Origin of the sequence: Agromyces sp. CCNWLW213 (assembly GCF_037199545.1) — a bacterium.
Classification (GTDB): domain Bacteria; phylum Actinomycetota; class Actinomycetes; order Actinomycetales; family Microbacteriaceae; genus Agromyces.
The window spans coordinates 19,259-34,886 of record NZ_JBBBDX010000010.1; the positions used below are offsets into that span (position 1 = coordinate 19,259).

16 protein-coding genes are annotated in these 15,628 nt (G+C 74.1%); 10 read left to right on the forward strand and 6 right to left on the reverse strand.

The features are described from left to right. The first annotated feature begins 11 nt into the window (after positions 1–11). Together WBQ80_RS15480 and WBQ80_RS15485 are read left to right on the forward strand one after the other, a co-directional pair. On the forward strand, positions 12–884 hold the full coding sequence (locus WBQ80_RS15480) for an N-acetylneuraminate synthase family protein (RefSeq protein ID WP_336572524.1): 873 nt from the start codon (positions 12–14) through the stop codon (positions 882–884). Next, entirely contained in the window at positions 881–2,278 is a 1,398-nt protein-coding gene (locus tag WBQ80_RS15485; RefSeq protein WP_336572523.1) for a DUF6716 putative glycosyltransferase, read from the forward strand. The genes WBQ80_RS15480 and WBQ80_RS15485 overlap by 4 nt, the downstream gene beginning before the upstream one ends. On the opposite strand, the gene WBQ80_RS15490 is transcribed toward WBQ80_RS15485, so the two are convergent. Both WBQ80_RS15490 and WBQ80_RS15495 read right to left on the reverse strand, forming a co-directional pair. After that, a complete protein-coding gene (locus WBQ80_RS15490) occupies positions 2,279–2,815 on the reverse strand; it encodes a gamma carbonic anhydrase family protein (RefSeq protein WP_336572522.1) in 537 nt (178 codons plus the stop codon). It abuts the gene before it with no gap. Positions 2,816–2,877: 62 nt separating this feature from the next. Next, complete coding sequence (locus WBQ80_RS15495; RefSeq protein ID WP_336572521.1) at positions 2,878–4,221, reverse strand: APC family permease; 1,344 nt, start codon at positions 4,219–4,221, stop codon at positions 2,878–2,880. A gap of 80 nt (positions 4,222–4,301) precedes the next feature. Between WBQ80_RS15495 and WBQ80_RS15500 the strand changes: the two genes are divergently transcribed. Next, the gene (locus tag WBQ80_RS15500; protein WP_336572520.1) at positions 4,302–4,823 is read left to right on the forward strand and encodes a YbaK/EbsC family protein; all 522 of its coding nucleotides are present in this window, start codon (positions 4,302–4,304) and stop codon (positions 4,821–4,823) included. After that, complete coding sequence (locus WBQ80_RS15505) at positions 4,820–5,392, forward strand: GNAT family N-acetyltransferase (RefSeq protein ID WP_336572519.1); 573 nt, start codon at positions 4,820–4,822, stop codon at positions 5,390–5,392. Before WBQ80_RS15500 ends, WBQ80_RS15505 begins: the two co-directional genes overlap by 4 nt. Before the next feature lie 24 nt (positions 5,393–5,416). On the opposite strand, the gene galK is transcribed toward WBQ80_RS15505, so the two are convergent. Both galK and galT read right to left on the reverse strand, forming a co-directional pair. Continuing rightward, a complete protein-coding gene (galK, locus tag WBQ80_RS15510; protein ID WP_336572518.1) occupies positions 5,417–6,577 on the reverse strand; it encodes a galactokinase in 1,161 nt (386 codons plus the stop codon). Beyond that, a complete protein-coding gene (galT, locus tag WBQ80_RS15515) occupies positions 6,574–7,725 on the reverse strand; it encodes a galactose-1-phosphate uridylyltransferase (RefSeq protein WP_336572517.1) in 1,152 nt (383 codons plus the stop codon). The genes galK and galT overlap by 4 nt, the downstream gene beginning before the upstream one ends. A gap of 83 nt (positions 7,726–7,808) precedes the next feature. Here galT and WBQ80_RS15520 point away from each other — a divergent pair, with 83 nt between their 5' ends. Together WBQ80_RS15520 and WBQ80_RS15525 are read left to right on the forward strand one after the other, a co-directional pair. Then, entirely contained in the window at positions 7,809–8,639 is an 831-nt protein-coding gene (locus WBQ80_RS15520; RefSeq protein WP_336572516.1) for a DeoR/GlpR family DNA-binding transcription regulator, read from the forward strand. Positions 8,640–8,649: 10 nt separating this feature from the next. Next, a complete protein-coding gene (locus WBQ80_RS15525) occupies positions 8,650–9,576 on the forward strand; it encodes an aldose 1-epimerase family protein (protein ID WP_336572515.1) in 927 nt (308 codons plus the stop codon). 12 nt (positions 9,577–9,588) lie between these two features. Here WBQ80_RS15525 and WBQ80_RS15530 read toward each other — a convergent pair whose 3' ends face one another. Together WBQ80_RS15530 and WBQ80_RS15535 are read right to left on the reverse strand one after the other, a co-directional pair. Further along, positions 9,589–10,767: a MarP family serine protease gene (locus WBQ80_RS15530; protein ID WP_336572514.1), complete on the reverse strand. Its 1,179-nt coding sequence runs from the start codon at positions 10,765–10,767 to the stop codon at positions 9,589–9,591. 128 nt (positions 10,768–10,895) lie between these two features. After that, on the reverse strand, positions 10,896–11,564 hold the full coding sequence (locus WBQ80_RS15535) for a fasciclin domain-containing protein (protein ID WP_336572513.1): 669 nt from the start codon (positions 11,562–11,564) through the stop codon (positions 10,896–10,898). A gap of 170 nt (positions 11,565–11,734) precedes the next feature. Here WBQ80_RS15535 and WBQ80_RS15540 point away from each other — a divergent pair, with 170 nt between their 5' ends. The 4 genes from WBQ80_RS15540 to WBQ80_RS15555 all read left to right on the forward strand — a co-directional run bounded on the left by WBQ80_RS15540 (position 11,735) and on the right by WBQ80_RS15555 (position 15,574). After that, positions 11,735–12,421, forward strand: coding sequence for a DedA family protein (locus tag WBQ80_RS15540; RefSeq protein ID WP_336572512.1), 687 nt, complete (start codon positions 11,735–11,737; stop codon positions 12,419–12,421). Between the two features lie 116 nt (positions 12,422–12,537). Then, positions 12,538–13,887 (forward strand): adenylate/guanylate cyclase domain-containing protein, encoded by a 1,350-nt coding sequence (locus WBQ80_RS15545; RefSeq protein ID WP_336572511.1) that lies wholly within the window; start codon positions 12,538–12,540, stop codon positions 13,885–13,887. 143 nt (positions 13,888–14,030) lie between these two features. Beyond that, positions 14,031–14,621, forward strand: a complete 591-nt coding sequence (gene sigK / locus WBQ80_RS15550) for an ECF RNA polymerase sigma factor SigK (RefSeq protein ID WP_336572529.1) — start codon at positions 14,031–14,033, stop codon at positions 14,619–14,621. Then, positions 14,618–15,574 (forward strand): anti-sigma factor domain-containing protein, encoded by a 957-nt coding sequence (locus WBQ80_RS15555; protein WP_336572510.1) that lies wholly within the window; start codon positions 14,618–14,620, stop codon positions 15,572–15,574. The genes sigK and WBQ80_RS15555 overlap by 4 nt, the downstream gene beginning before the upstream one ends. Positions 15,575–15,628: the final 54 nt, after the last annotated feature.

A 15,628-nucleotide genomic window follows, 5' to 3' on the forward strand; every position in this document is an offset into this window, starting at 1 on the left:
GCGAGTCCTGCATGTCCGTGCGCATCGGCCACGCCGCCATCGGCGAATACGAGCCCGTCTACGTCATCGCCGAGATCGGCCTGAACCACAACGGCGACGTGGAGGTCGCCAAGCGGCTCATCGAGGTCGCGGCGGACGCCGGCGCGCAGGCGGTGAAGTTCCAGAAGCGCACCCCCGACCTCTCCACTCCCGAGCACATGAAGCTCACGCCCCGCGACACGCCCTGGGGCACCATGACCTATCTCGAGTACCGTCAGCGCGTCGAGTTCGGGCGCGACGAGTACGCCGCGATCGCCGACCATGCGTCGCTGCTCGGGCTCGACTGGTTCGCCTCGCCGTGGGACGCGCCCGCGGTCGCCGACCTCGAGTCGTACGGGGTCGTCGCGCACAAGATCGCGTCGGCGTCGGTCACCGACGTCGAGCTGCTCGAGGCCGTGCGCGACACCGGGAAGCCCGTCGTCCTCTCGACCGGCATGTCGACGCTCGAGGAGATCGACCGCGCGGTGAGCGTGCTCGGCACCGAGAACCTCGTGATCCTGCACGCGACGTCGAGCTACCCGATGCCGCCCGAGGAGGCGAACCTGCTCATGATCCCGGCGCTGAAGCGGCGGTATCCGGGCGTGCCGATCGGCTACTCGGGCCACGAGCGCGGCCTGCAGATCTCCCTCGCGGCCGTCGCGCTCGGCGCCGTCGCGGTCGAACGGCACATCACGCTCGACCGAACGATGTGGGGGTCCGACCACTCGGCGTCGCTCGAACCGCAGGGCCTCGAGCACCTCGTGCGCGACATCCGCATCATCGGCGACGCCCTGGGCGACGGCGTCAAGCGGGTCCATCCGGGCGAGGAGGCGCCGAAGGCCAAGCTCCGCCGGGTGCTCGCGTGACGACGGGCGGTCCGGCGGATGCCGCTGGCCGCCGCCTGCTCGTCGTCGCCGACTCCGACTCGTACGTGAAGTGGGGGGCGGCGCTCGCCTCGACGCTTCCGGCCGGATGGCGCACCCGCCTCGTCGTGATCGCGTCGCCCGTGCAGCCGAGCCCCCGGCAGCTCGCCGACGCCCTCGCGGGCACGGCGTTCACGTCGGATGCCGCGCACGTGCGCCACCTCGACGAGCTCGATGCCGAACTCGACGCGTTCGACCCGCAGGCCGTGCTGCTCTCGCTCCGCGGGCCCTTCGTGCGCGTCGTGGCCCCGCGGCTCGCCGCGCGCCCGGACCGTCCGGTGCTCGTCAGCGGCTTCCCGGGACTGACGATCCCGGCCGTGCCGAAGGCGGTGGTCTACCGCGAGCAGACCGACCTCGTCGTGCTGCACAGCCGCCGCGAGGTCCGCGAGTTCGAGGCCAACGCGCGGGAGCTCGGCATCGACCCCGACTTCGGGCTCGCGACCCTCCCGTTCCTCAGGGCCGCCGAGCCGCGCGGGCGCGTGGCCGACCGGACCGACCTGGTCTTCGCCGCGCAGGCGAAGGTGCCGGCCGAGCGCGACGACCGCCTGACGGTGCTGGCCGCGCTCGCCGAGCTCGCCCGCCGGCGCCCCGAGCACCGCGTCGTCGTGAAGGTGCGCGCCCGCCGGGGCGAGGCACAGACGCACGCCGAGGAGCACGAGTACGCCGACCTGCTCGCCGACCTCGGCCGCGTGCCGGTCAACCTCGTCGTCGAGGACGGACCCATGGCCGCGCACCTCGGGCGCGCTGCGGCGCTCGTCACGGTCAGCTCGACCGCGGCGCTCGAGGCCATCGCGCTCGACCTCCCGGTCCTGCTGATCGACGACTTCGGCGTCTCGCCGGCGATGATCAACACCGTGTTCGCGGGCGCCGGCGTCTTCGGATCGACCGCCGACCTCGTCGCCGGCCGTTTCCGGCACGCGCATGCCGGGTGGCTCGCGGACAACTACTTCCACGAGCCGCACGAGTCGGACTGGGTCCGCCGCCTCACGGCGTTCGTCGAAGCGCGCGAGATCGTGGCGCTCCCGCCACTCGAGCGTCGGCACGACCTGTGGGGCGGGGCACTGCGCGCCGCGTTCGAGCGCCGCCGCGTGCTCGGCGGGCACGACCGGTCGGCCGCGGGCGCGCTGGCCTGGGGCGTCGGGGTTCCGGTGCGCGCGGTCGTGCGGCGCGTCCGCCGCGTGCGTCGGCTGCTCGCGCGATGGCTCGGGGCCGCGGATGCCACGGCGCCGGCCGAGCCTGTCGCGTTCGCGCCGCGCGCCGGCACCGCGGCATCCGCCGCTCGGACCTCTCGCACGCCGGGACTCGACGAGCGGGTCGGCGCCGACTCGCGCGCCTGATCAATCGACGGGCGCCGTGTGCCGGTCGACGTGGGCCAGGTACGCCTCGGCGTTGCGACGGATGCCCGCCTGCTCCTCGGGCGTGAGCTCGCGCCGCACCTTCGCGGGCACCCCCGCGACGAGCGACCCCGGCGGCACGACCGTGCCCTCCAGCACGACCGCGCCGGCCGCCACGAGCGAGCCCGCGCCGATGACCGCGCCGTTCAGGATCGTCGCGCTCATGCCGATGAGGCAGTCGTCCTCGACCGTGCAGCCGTGCAGCACGGCGCGGTGACCGACCGAGACGCCGGCGCCGATCGTCACGGGGAAGCCGGAGTCGACGTGGCAGACCACGCCGTCCTGCAGGTTCGACCGCTCGCCGAGCGCGATCGGCTCGGCCTCGGCGCGGAGCACGGCCGTGTACCAGACGCTCGACCGAGCGGCGAGGCGCACCTGGCCCACGATCACGGCGCCGGGTGCGACGAACGCGGTCTCGTCGACGTGCGGCGCGGGCACGTCGGCGATGGTCAGGATGCGGGCGGACGGGTCGGCGATCATGCCGCCCAGCCTATTCCGCAGCCTCAGGGGCGTCGCGGGCGCGGTTCAGGGAGTCCGGAGGATCACGACCGCGTGCCCCGACCGGCGAGGCGGAGGCGGATGGCGCGCACCGTCGCCCCGACGGCGAACACGGCGAGGCCGGCCGCGATCGACACGAGCGGGAGCGTCGCGACGAGCACGACGCATCCGATCGCGCCCGCCCACGACACCCACCGCGGCACCAGGCGCTCCGCGGCGGGCTGGGTGAGGGCCGACCAGTTCGCGACCAGGTAGTAGACGAGCACCCCGAACGACGAGAACCCGATCGCGCCGCGCAGGTCGGCGACGAGGACCAGCACGATCACCGCGGCGCCGACGGCCAGCTCGGCGACGTGCGGCACGCCGAATCGGGCGTGCACGCGCGTGAGCGGATGCGGCAGCTCGCCGTCGCGGGCCATCGCGAGGCTCGTGCGGCCGATGCCGGCGATGAGCGCGAGCAGCGATCCGAGCGCGGCGACGCCCGCGGCGGCGCGGACGACGGGGTCGGCCCAGCGCCATCCGGCGGCGTCGACGACGTCCACGAGGGGCGCGGTCGACTCGGCGAGCGACGCAGGTCCGAGGGCGCCCAGCGCCGCCGCGCCCACCGCGGCGTAGACGACCACGACGATGGCGAACGCGATGCCGATCGCGCGCGGGATGGTGCGCCGCGGCTCGCGCACCTCCTCGCCGAGGGTCGCGATCCGCGCGTAGCCGGCGAACGCGAAGAAGATCAGCGCGGCCGCCTGCAGCACCCCGTACGGCGTGACGCCCGCGGCGGGACCGGTCGGCCCCGCGGCCCCGTCGCCGGACGGGGCGCCCGCGCCCCAGCCCGCCCCGGTCACGCTCGCGGCCCCCGCAACGACCACGAGCACCAGCACGGCGATGACCGCCACCGCGATCACGGTCGCCACGCGCGCCGTGCGCGTGACGCCGAGCACGTTGACGCCCACGAGCACCGCGACCGCCACGGCCGCGACCGGCTTCTGCCACGGATCGGGCACGAGGTAGGCGGCCGCGGTGAGGGCCATCGCGGCGCAGCTCGCGGTCTTGCCGACGACGAACCCCCAGCCGGCGAGGAAGCCCGGCCACGCGCCGAGCCGCTCCCGGCCGTACCGGTAGGCGCCGCCCGCCTCGGGGGAGCGCACCGCGAGCTGGGCGGTCGAGCCCGCGTTCGCGAACGCCACGAACGCGGCGATCGCGAGTCCCGCGAGCAGCCAGCCGCCCGCCGCCTGCGCGGCCGGACCCCACACCGCGAACACCCCGGCGCCGATCATCGCGGCGAGCCCGATCGCGACCGCGTCGCGGAGCCCGAGACGGCGGGCGAGGCGGGCGTGCGTCGCTCGGCCGGGCGGCGGCTCGGGCCTCGGGTCGGGCGCGGCGTCGGTCACGATCGCACCCTACGCCAGCCGGGGCCCGGCGGGCAGCGCCCAGTGGCGGATGCCGCGGCATCCCCTCGTAGGATCGACCCATGTCCGCCGAGCAGACTGCGCCCTCGCACGCCGCCGTCGACCGTGTGGTCGCCGCCCTCGAGGCCTGCGGCGTCGAGCCACGCGTGGTGTGGTTCGGCGACGCCGTGACGACGGCGCAGCTCGCCGCCGACGCACTCGGCGTCGAGGTGGGCCAGATCGCGAACTCCCTCGTGTTCACGCTCGACGACGAGCCGATCCTCGTGCTGACCTCCGGGGCGCACCGCGTCGACACCGAGTGGCTGGGCGAGCGTCTCGGCGGCCGCATCGGCCGCGCGTCGAAGGACGTCGTGAAGGCGGCGACCGGGCAGGTGATCGGCGGCGTCGCGCCCGTCGGGCACCCGTCGCCCGTTCCCACGTTCGTCGACGTCGACCTCGCGGCCTACGACGAGGTGTGGGCGGCCGCCGGGCACGCCAGGACGGTGTTCCCGACCACGTACGACGAGCTCGTCCGCATCACGGGCGGCACGCCGACGCCGGTCGAGCCCGGATCCGCCGCGGCCGATGACCGGGCGGAGGCGTGACCGCGCCCGAGGTGACCTGGCCGCGCCCGGCCGGTCCGCTCATGCTGCGTCGGCCGACGAACGAGGCGATCGACGACATCCTGACCTGGCGGAACCGCCCCGAGGTCACCCGCTGGCTGCTCCGCACGACGGTCGATCCCGAGGCCTTCCGCGCCGCGTGGCTCGGCGTCGCCGACGATCCGCGCGACCACTCCGCGGTGGCCGACCTCGACGGGATGGTCGTCGGCACCGGGTCGCTCGAGGTGCACGACGGACTCGGCCAGTTCGACGGCGACGCCTGGCGCGGGGCGGAGGGGGTCCTCGGCTACCTCGTCGACCCGGCCCACGCCGGGAAGGGCTACGCGACGGCCATCGCGGGCGCGATGCTCGACCTCGCGTTCGGCGAGCTGGGCCTGCACCGCGTGACGGCCGGATGCTACGCCGACAACGCGGCATCCTGGCGGGTCATGGAGAAGCTCGGCATGCGTCGCGAGCAGTACGGGGTCCGCGACTCGTGGCACGCCGAGCTCGGCTGGATCGACGGCTGCACGTACGGGATCCTCGCCGAGGAGTGGCACGCGCGGGGCTGAGCCCGACGCATCGCGCCGGGTGGTCTACGCGTCGCGGCGGGCGCCCTGCGCGGCATGGACCGTGAAGACCGCGGGCTCGCGGAACCGGCGCTCCGCGAACGCCTCCTGCACCTTGCGCGTGATCACGGGCACGAGGTCGTCGATCACGAGGGCGATCGCCGCGCCGCCGAACCCGCCGCCGGTCATGCGGGCGCCGACGGCGCCGTTCGCCTGCGCGGTCTCGACGGCGAGGTCGAGTTCGGGCACCGAGATCTCGAAGTCGTCGCGCATCGACGCGTGCGAGGCGTCGAGCAGCGGCCCGATCGCCCCGGGACCCTGCTCGCGGAGGGTGCGCACCGTGTCGAGCACGCGCTGGTTCTCGGTCACGACGTGCCGGACCCGCCGGAAGGTCTCGTCGTCCAGCAGCTCGTGCGCGCGGGACAGGTCGTCGACCCGCACATCGCGCAGCGACTCGGCGCCGAGCGCCCGGGCGCCGGCCTCGCACGAGGCGCGCCGCGCGGCGTAGCCGCCGGTCGCATGCGAGTGGCTCACGCGCGTGTCGACGACGAGCAGCGACAGGCCGGCTTCGGCGAAGCCGAGCGGGATCACGTCGGAGTCGAGGCTCCGGCAGTCGAGGAAGACGCCCGCGTCGGTCGAGCCGAGGAGCGACGCGGACTGGTCCATGATGCCGGTCGGAGCGCCGACGACGCGGTTCTCGGCGAGCCGGCCGACCTTCGCGAGCGTCGGCCGGTCGAAGCCGAGCGCCCAGTGCTCGTTCAGGGCGACGGCGACGGCGCACTCGATCGCCGCCGAGGAGGACAGGCCGGCGCCCACGGGCACGTCGGAGTCGATGTGGAGGTCGACGCCGCGCACGTGGGCGAGGTCGGCGCCGAACTCGCCGAACGCCCACACGACGCCGAGCGGGTACGCGGCCCACCCGGACACCGCGTCGGGAGACAGCTCGTCGAGGTGCACCTCGACCGTCTCGGGCGAGAACGACGACGCGACGCGCACGAGCCGGTCGTCGCGGTCGCCGAGGGCGACGGTCGTGCGGCGGTCGATGGCGAAGGGGAAGACGAACCCGTCGTTGTAGTCGGTGTGCTCGCCGATGAGGTTGACGCGACCGGGGGCCGACCAGACCCCGACGGGGCGGCGGCCGTACTGCTCGGCGAAGAGGTCCTGGGCGGATGCCACGGCGTCGGTCACAGTTCGACTCCTTCGATCGCGTCGCGCAGGGCCCGCGCCTGCGTCTCCGGCGGGACGTCGCCGATCCAGGCGCCCATCGCCGCCTCGGACCCGGCGAGGTACTTCAGGCGGTCTGCGGCGCGGCGCGGGCTCGTGAGCTGCATGGTGAGGCGGACCTCGTCGCGCCGCTCGTGCACGGGTGCCTGGTGCCACGCGGCGATGTAGGGCGTCGGGGTGTCGTAGAGCCGGTCGACTCCGCGCAGCAGGCGCAGGTAGAGGGTCGCGAGCTCGGCGCGCTCGGCCTCGTCGGTCGCGGCGAGGTCGGGAACGTGCCGGTGCGGCATGAGGTGCACCTCGACGGGCCACCGCGCGGCGAAGGGCACGAACGCCGTCCAGTGCTCGCCGGCGATGAGCACGCGGTCGCCGCCCCGCTCGCGGTCGAGGATGTCGGCCTGCAGCGTCGGACCGTACGCGTCGATCGAGGCGAGCAGCCGCTCGGTGCGCGGGGTCACGTAGGGGTAGGCGTAGATCTGACCGTGGGGGTGGGGGAGGGTGACCCCGATGTCACGACCTCGGTTCTCGAACGGGAAGACCTGCTGCACGCCGGGCAGCGTCGAGAGCGCAGCGGTGCGGTGCGCCCACGCCTCGATGACGGTGCGGGCGCGGGAGGGCGTCTGCGTGCCGAACGACCCCTCGTGCTCGGGGCTGAAGCACACGACCTCGCACCGGCCGTGCGAGGGGCGGGTGCGGTCGAGTCCGACGGCGCGGAGATCGGCGAGCGCGGCCGCCGCGGCATCCGTCGACGCGCCCCACTCGGGCAGCGCGGGCCCGAACGACGGCGACCGGTTCTCGAACACGGCGACGTCGTACGTGCTCGGGATCTCGGAGGGATTCGTCTCGGTCTGCGGCGCGAGCGGGTCGGCCTCGGCCGGGGGCAGGAAGGCCCGGTTCTGACGTGATGCAGCAACCGAGATCCAATCGCCGGTGAGCGGATCCTGCCGCATCTCGGCGGTCGCGGGCCGCGGATCGAGCGCTCGTGCGTCGACGGCGCGCTCGGCGCCGAGCACGGTGTCGGCGTCGTCGAAGTAGATGAGCTCGCGCCCGTCGGCGAGCGTCGAGCGTCGCACGGCGATGCGCGGGTCGAGGATGCCGGGTTCGGTCTGCTGCACGCCGACACAGTACGCGATCTTCGTTTGGGAAACAAGGTGGTTTCGTATTGCAAAGTCGGATGACGCCCGCGAGGATGGACGGCATGGAGCCCGAACGCCCGCAGCGCGACGCCGCACACCGGCGCACGCTCGCCGCCGACCTCGTCCTCGAGCGCGGTTTCGTGCGCGTCGTCGAGCTCAGCGAGTCGTTCGGGGTCACGCCCGTCACGGCGCGCGCCGACCTCGACGTCCTCGAGCGCGAGGGTCGCGTGCGCCGCGTGCACGGCGGCGCCGTGCCCGTCGGCGCGGGACCCGACCACCCTCGTCCCGATCGCGAGCCGACCTTCGAAGAGGCGCTCGAGGCGTCGGTCGTGCCGAAGCGCCTCATCGGCAGGCGAGCCGCGGCGCTCGTGCGCAGCGGGCAGAGCGTGATCCTCGACGTCGGCACGACGACGCTGCAGGTCGCCCGGGCCCTGCGCGCCCGCAACGACCTCGACGACCTCACGATCTTCACGAACGGCCTCTCGATCGCGCTCGAGCTCGAGCCCGAGATCCCGCGGTTCACCGTCGTCGTGACGGGTGGCACGCTGCGGCCGCGCCAGCACTCGCTCGTGCACCCGCTCGCCGCGTCCGTGCTCGACGAGGTGCACGTCGACCTCGCATTCATCGGCTGCAACGGCGTCGACGCGCGCCACGGCGTCACCAATGCGAACCTCCCCGAGGCGTCGGTCAAGGCGCTCATGCTGCACCGCGCGCAGCGCGCGGTCGTCGTCGCCGACGCGTCGAAGCTCGGCGAGGTGCACCTCGGCCGCGTCGCCGCGGTCGACGCCTTCGACACCCTCGTCACGGATGCCGCGGCGCCCGCCGTGCTCCTCGGCGAGCTGCGCGACGCGGGCCTCGACGTGCTCGTCGCCCGCGAGCCCGACCGGTCATAAGGTGGAGGGCATGACCCACCCGACGGGCGAGCAGTTCGAACTCGAGACCACCACGTCCACCGGCGACGTCCGAGCGACCGTCACGGCCGTCGCCGCGGGCCTGCGCACGCTGACGATCAACGGCATCGACCTCGTGCCGTCGTACGGCGAGGACGAGACGCCGCCGTCGGGCTCCGGGATCGTGCTCGTGCCGTGGCCGAACCGCATCCGCGACGGCGCGTGGACCCACGAGGGCACCACCTACCAGCTCGCGATCACCGAGCCGGCGCGCAGCAACGCCATCCACGGGCTCCTGCGGTACACCGAGTACATGCCGGTCGAGCAGGACCGCGACTCCGTGACGCTCGCAGCCACCATCCATCCGCAGATGGGCTACCCCTTCACGGTGCGCACCGCGGTCCGGTACGAGCTCGTGTCCGACGGCCTGAAGGTCACGCACTTCCTCGAGAACCTGGGCGGCGAGTCGGCGCCCGTGGCGGTGGGCACCCACCCGTTCCTCAAGATCGGCGGCGTCCCGACGGAGGACCTCGTCCTCCGCCTCGACGCGGCCAGCCACATCGAGGTCGACGACCGGCTGCTGCCGACCGGCGAGATCTCCGTCGACGGCACGCAGTGGGACTTCCGCGAGGGGCGCCGCGTCGGCGACGTGCAGCTCGACGACGCGTTCGGCGAGCTGTCGTCGGTCGACGGCACGGTCGAGCACACGCTCACGGCGCCCGACGGGCGGTCCGTCTCGGTCTGGGCCGACGACGAGTTCGCGTACGTCCAGGTGTTCACGACCGACGCCTACCCGGGCGAGTCGAAGGCCATCGCCGTCGAGCCGATGACCGCTCCCGCCGAGGCGTTCAACTCGGGCAAGGGCGTGCGGTGGCTCGACCCGGGCGAGCAGTGGGAGATCAGCTGGGGCATCCGCTTCGCCGGCTTCACCGCCGAGTAGCGGTGGCCTGCGTCATCCGACGCAGCTGCCGGAGTCGACCCGAGCGCTGAGGGACGGAGCCTGCTCGGCGAGCGGCGTCAGCGTGCCCACCGTCACGGCGAAGCCGACATTGTCGACGGTCTGCGACTTCGCGAACACGACCCCGCCGACGAGCCCGTCGCCCGTCAGCACCGGACCGCCGGAGTTGCCCTGGTCGACGTCGGCCGCGAGCGTCACGACCTCGCGCGACGCGGTCGTGCCGTCGACCGAGATGGTGAGCGGGCCGGTCGCCATGACGCGCGCCGGGCGCAGCTCGAGCGGTCCGCCGAACGGGTAGCCGGCCACCGCGACGTCCTCCTCGGCGGCCGGCGACTCCGCGAGTCCGAGCGGCGTCACGCCCAGCCCGTCCGCGGCGATCAGGGCGAGGTCGTTCTCGGGGTCGAACGCCACGACGCGGCCCGCCACGGGATTCCGCCCGGGCGCGTGCACGATGGGGTCGTCCACGCCGGCCACGACGTGCGCGTTGGTGACGACGCGGTCCTCGGCGACGACGAAGCCCGACCCCGTGAGGTTGCCGCCGCACTCGAACGCGAGTCCGGTGATGCGCACGACGGATGCCGCGGCCGCCGACAGCTCGGGATCGTCGACCCCGCCCGTGGGCAGCTCGGGCGCGACCGACGGACCGTCGAGCACCCCGACCAGCCACGGGATCGCCTCGCCCACGGCCGCGCCCCGGAGCTCGGCCATGAGCGAGCGGGCCGGCTGCGGCGTGATCTGGTCGATCCCGCGCACCACCCACGAGTTCGCGACCGCGGGCGACACGACCGGCACGCCCATCGACGAGACCCCGGCGCCGACGAGCGCGATCACGAAGGCCGTGACCATGGTGTTCCCGATCGCGCCGAGCACGCGGTCGAGCGGGCCGAGCCTGACGGAATCGGCACCGTGCCGAAGCGCGCGACCGAGCGCCGCGCCGAGCGAGGCGCCCGCGACGAGGAGCAGGACGGCGACGGCGATCGCGACGGGCGCACGCCATTCCGGTGCCGGGATGAAGGAGACGATCCACGGCATCGCGAAGTACGCCGCGATGCCGCCCGCGACGAGCCCGAGCAGGCCGGCCGCGGTGTGCAGCAGTCCGGCGCGCCATCCGTGCACGAGCGCCCCGACGAGGACGAGTGCGAGCACGACGTCGAGGATGATGCTCCAGCCCACTCCGCCTCCGTTCGTCCCGGGGAACCTCAAGGGTCCCGCACCCGCCTCGGAACGCGCTGAAGGCGCCCGGGCGGTGCCCGGGCGCCTTCGGATCGTGCAGCGTGCGCGATCGTCCGCGACGATGCCGACTACTGGGGGAGCAGCACCGAGTCGACGAGGTAGACGGTCGCGTTGGCCGTCATGACCCCGCCGCAGATGACGCTCGCGTCGTTGACCATGAGCTCGTCGCCCGAGCCGGTCACCTCGACGGTGCCGCCCTGGACGGTCGTCTGCGTGCCGACGACCTCCTCGGGGGCGAGCTGGCCGGGCACCACGTGGTACGTGAGGATCGAGGTGAGCAGCTCGCTGTCGGTCTTCAGCGTCTCGATGGTCGCCGCGTCGATCTTCGCGAACGCGTCGTCGACCGGGGCGAACACGGTGAACTCGTCGCCGTTGAGCGTGTCGACGAGGTTCACGTCGGGGTTGAGCTCACCCGACACCGCGGAGACGAGGGTCGTCAGCAGCGGGTTGTTCGAGGCGGCGACGGCCACCGGGTCCTGGGCCATGCCCTCGACGGAGCCCGCGCCGTCCGGGACCTGCTCGGCATAGCCCGCGCAGCCGGGGCCGACGAGGTTCGCAGCGGGATCCGCCATGGTCTCCTCCTCGGTCTCCATGGGCTCCTCGGACATGGTCGTCTCGTCGTCGGCGGCCGGTTCGTCGGTCGAGCCGGCGCTGCATCCGGCCAGGCCGAGCGCGGCGACGGCCACGATCGAGAATGCGGCGAGCGTGGTGCGCTGCGAGCGGAACGTGGTTCGCATCGGTCTTCTCCTTCGGTGTGCGGCCCGCCCCTCGGGGCCGTCATGGGGGATTCGTCGCGGCCGGCGCCGCGGTTTGGTCGCGGTTCCCCCGGGCGTGTCGGCGAGCGGACGCCGTGCCCCCGGCGGCCGCGGTCAGGGAGCACCCACGCGCATCCCATACGCTCGAACCCATGACGACGACCCCCATCGCCGCCGCAGAACCCGAGCTCACCGGCCTCGCCGCGTGGGCCGTCGACCTCATGGAGACCCTCGGCGCCCCCGGCGCCGGACTCGCGATCGCGATCGAGAACCTGTTCCCGCCGCTGCCGAGCGAGGTGATCCTCCCGCTCGCCGGCTTCACCGCGAGCCAGGGCTCGTTCACGCTCGTCGAGGTGCTGTTCTGGACCACGCTGGGGTCGGTGCTCGGCGCGTCGGCGCTGTACGCGATCGGGCGCGTCCTGGGCCGGGAGCGCACGAGAGCGATCATCAAGGCGATGCCGCTCGTCGACGTCGCCGACGTCGACCGGACCGAGCAGTGGTTCCTCGATCACGGGAAGAAGGCGGTCTTCTTCGGCCGCATGATCCCGCTGTTCCGCAGCCTCATCTCGGTGCCCGCGGGCGTGACGCGCATGAACGTGGCGCTGTTCCTCGTGCTCACGACCACGGGCAGCCTCATCTGGAACACCGTGTTCGTCATGGCGGGCTACTTCCTCGGCGAGAACTGGGACGTCGTCGAACCGTGGGCCGACGCGTTCCAGGTGCTCGTGATCGTCGGGGTGGTCGCGGCCGTGGCCGCGTTCATCGTGAAGCGCGTCCGGCGGAACCTCGAGCACCGGCGCCGGCTCGCGACCGGCGAGGACACCCCGGGCGGCATCTGACCGGTCGCGGCGCGGCGCCGTGGCCGAGCGGATGCCGCGGCATCCGTCGCCCGTCGCCTCGCCCGGGTCTACAGTGATCCCGTGGCCAGCAGGCGCTCCGACGGCGGAGCCCGACGGTGATCCCGCCCACGCGGTACGCCGTGCGGGACGGCGTCGACCTCGCCTACAAGGTGTTCGGCGAGGGCGACCGCGACATCGTGCTCGTCTTCGCGTTCATCTCGAACGTCGACGTGTTCTGCGAGCTGCCCGAGCACCTCGAGTTCATCGAGCGGCTGCAGGCGCTCGACGCGAGGGTGATCCTGTTCGACAAGCGGGGAACCGGGCTCTCCGACCGCGGAGGCCTCGACGCGTCCGTGGAGGACCACGCGGACGACCTCGTCGCGATCCTCGACGCGGCCGGCAGCCGGCGAGCCTCGTTGATCGGATGGTTCGACGGCGGTGCGACCGCGCTCGTGGCCGCGGCGCGGCATCCGGACCGCATCGAGGCCGTGATCACCTACGAGGCGCTCGCCGTGGGCCACGCCGACGCCGACTTCCCCTGGTCCCTCGACGAGGGGTGGATCGGGAGCCTCATGGACGGGCTCGAGCCGTCCGAGTGGGGACGCGGCCGCGTCGTCCGGCAGTTCTGGCGATCCGAGGGCGCCGAGCGGCTCGTCGCGTGGTGGGAGCGCTACGAGGGCATGTCGGCGACGCCCACTTCGGCGCGGCGGCTGGCCGAGTCGATGGCGCGGGTCGACATCCGGCCCTATCTGGCCGACGTTCGAGCGCCGGTCCTCGTCCTGCACGACACCGCGCTCGAGGCGTTCGACGAGGCGGCGATGCGCTGGCTCGCCGACACCCTCCCGAGCGGGCGGCTGCAGCTGGTCAGCCGGTCGTCGGTCCTGCCGGCGATCCTGCCGGACGGTGCGCTCGTCGACGAGATGGAGGAGTTCCTCACGGGCTCCCGCAGCGGCGGGCGTCGCGACGTGCTCACCACCGTCTTCACCGACATCGTGGACTCGACCGCCGAGCTCGCCCGCACCGGAGACGAGGCGTGGCGCAGCATCCTCGCCTCGCACGACGAGGCGCTGCGACGCTCGATCGCGCGCTTCTCCGGCACCGAGGCGAACACGACCGGCGACGGGATCGTCGCGACCTTCCCGCTGCCCTCCTCGGCGCTGCACTTCGCCGCGCAGGCCATCGACTCGGCCGCGGCCCTCGGGCTCGACCTGCGCGTCGGCGTCCACGCCGGCGAGCTGATCATCCGCGGCGACGACCTCGTCGGACTGGCGGTGCACGCCGCAGCGCGGATCTGTGCGCGCGCCCAGCCCGGCCGGATCCTCGTGAGCGACACCGTCCGCACGCTGCTCGTCGGCTTCCCCTTCGTCTTCGAGGCCGCGGGAGAGCACGAGCTCAAGGGCGTGCCCGGGCGCTGGCCGCTCTGGAACTGCGTCACCGGACCGGACGCCGCGGACGCGGGCGGCTGAACCCGCGCCGCGGGCAATCCCGTCGGGCGCCGGCGACGAATCACCTGCGAGACCCCCGAACGCAGGAGCATCCGATGACCGTCGCACTGGCCCCGGCGCTCGTCGCACCGCTCCCGGTGCGACGGCGTGCCGCCCGGTCTGCCATGCTGGAACGCGTGGTGGACGCGCAGCCCGAGGTCGCGGCATCCGACCCGACCGTCGACGACCTGCTCGTCGCGACCGGCGCCGGTGACCGTGCTGCGTTCGGTGCGCTCTACGACCGCACCTCGGCGAGGGTGTTCGGGCTCGTCCGGCGGCTCGTCGTCGATCCCGCCCAGGCCGAGGAGGTGACGCAGGACGTGTACCTCGAGATCTGGCAGACCGCGCCCCGGTTCGATCGCGACCGCGGTTCGGCGATCTCGTGGATGTTCACGCTCGCGCATCGGCGCGCCGTGGATCGCGTGCGGTCGGCGCAGTCCGCGCGCGACCGCGACCTCCGCGTGGGCGCTCGCGACCTCGACGTACCCGTCGACACCGTCGCGGAGTCGGCCGAGGTGCGCATCGAGCACGAACGGGCCCGGGAGGCGCTCGCGGCGCTCAGCGACCTGCAGCGCGAGTGCGTCGCACTCGCGTACTACGGCGGGCTGACCCAGTCCGAGATCGCCGAGCGGCTGGGCGTCCCGCTCGGAACCGTGAAGACCCGATTGCGCGACGGCATGATCCGTCTGCGCCGACTGCTGGGGGTGACCGCATGACCGAGCCCGAGCTCCCCGGCCGTCGAGACCCCGTGGGCCCCGACGAGCTCCTCGCCGCGTACGCGCTCGACGCCGTCTCCGATGAGGAGCGCGAGGTCGTCGAACGCCACCTGGCCGCCTCGCCCGAGGCGCGGGCCGAGGTCGACGCCTATCGCGAGGCCGCCGCCGGGCTCGCCGACGAGGCGGCGCCGGTCGCGCCGCCGACATCGCTCAAGGCGTCGATCCTCGCCCGCCTCGACGATGCGCCCCAGGTCGCTGGGCCGCGTGTCGGTGGCCCGCAGGTCGGTGCCGCGGGTGCCGATCGTGACGACGTCGCGTCCGCGGATGCCGCGCCGGCCGAGTCCGCGCCGGCGGCGTCGGCGCCGGTCGAATCCCTGCTGCCCCAGCCGGCCACGTCCCTCGCGCCCGTCGCGCCCGCTCCGGCGGCGACGCCCGCCGAGGCCATGGCGCCCGTCGGTGCCGGGCCCGCCGAACGGGCCGCGCGCCGGCGCTGGTTCCAGCGCCCCGGCGCGATCCTGGCCTCCGCGGCGGCGGCCGTGCTGCTCATCGCCGGCGCCGTGGTCGGGCTGAACTGGACCGGCCCGGCCGGCTGGGGCGCGCAACGCCAGGTCGAGACGATCGCCGCGGCCGACGACGCGCAGACCACGACCGTCGAGGCCGCCGGCGGCGGCGAGGTCACGCTCGTGTGGTCCGAGCAACTGGGGCGTTCCGCCATCCGTGCCGAGCGCCTGCCCGAGGTCGGCGACGACCGCACCTACGAGCTCTGGTACATCGACGCGTCGGGCGAGGAGCTCGACGCGACGCCCGCCGGCCTCTTCGACCCCGACGGCGGTGCCGCGTACGTCGTGCTCGAGGGCGAGTTCGAGCCGGGCCTGCTCGTCGGCATCACGGTCGAGCCGGCCGGCGGGTCCGAGGCGCCCACGAGCGATCCGATCGTCGCGTTCGAGACCTGAGACCCGGATGCCGCGGCGGCCCTCGGGGGATCGGGGGCGCCGCGGCATCCGTCC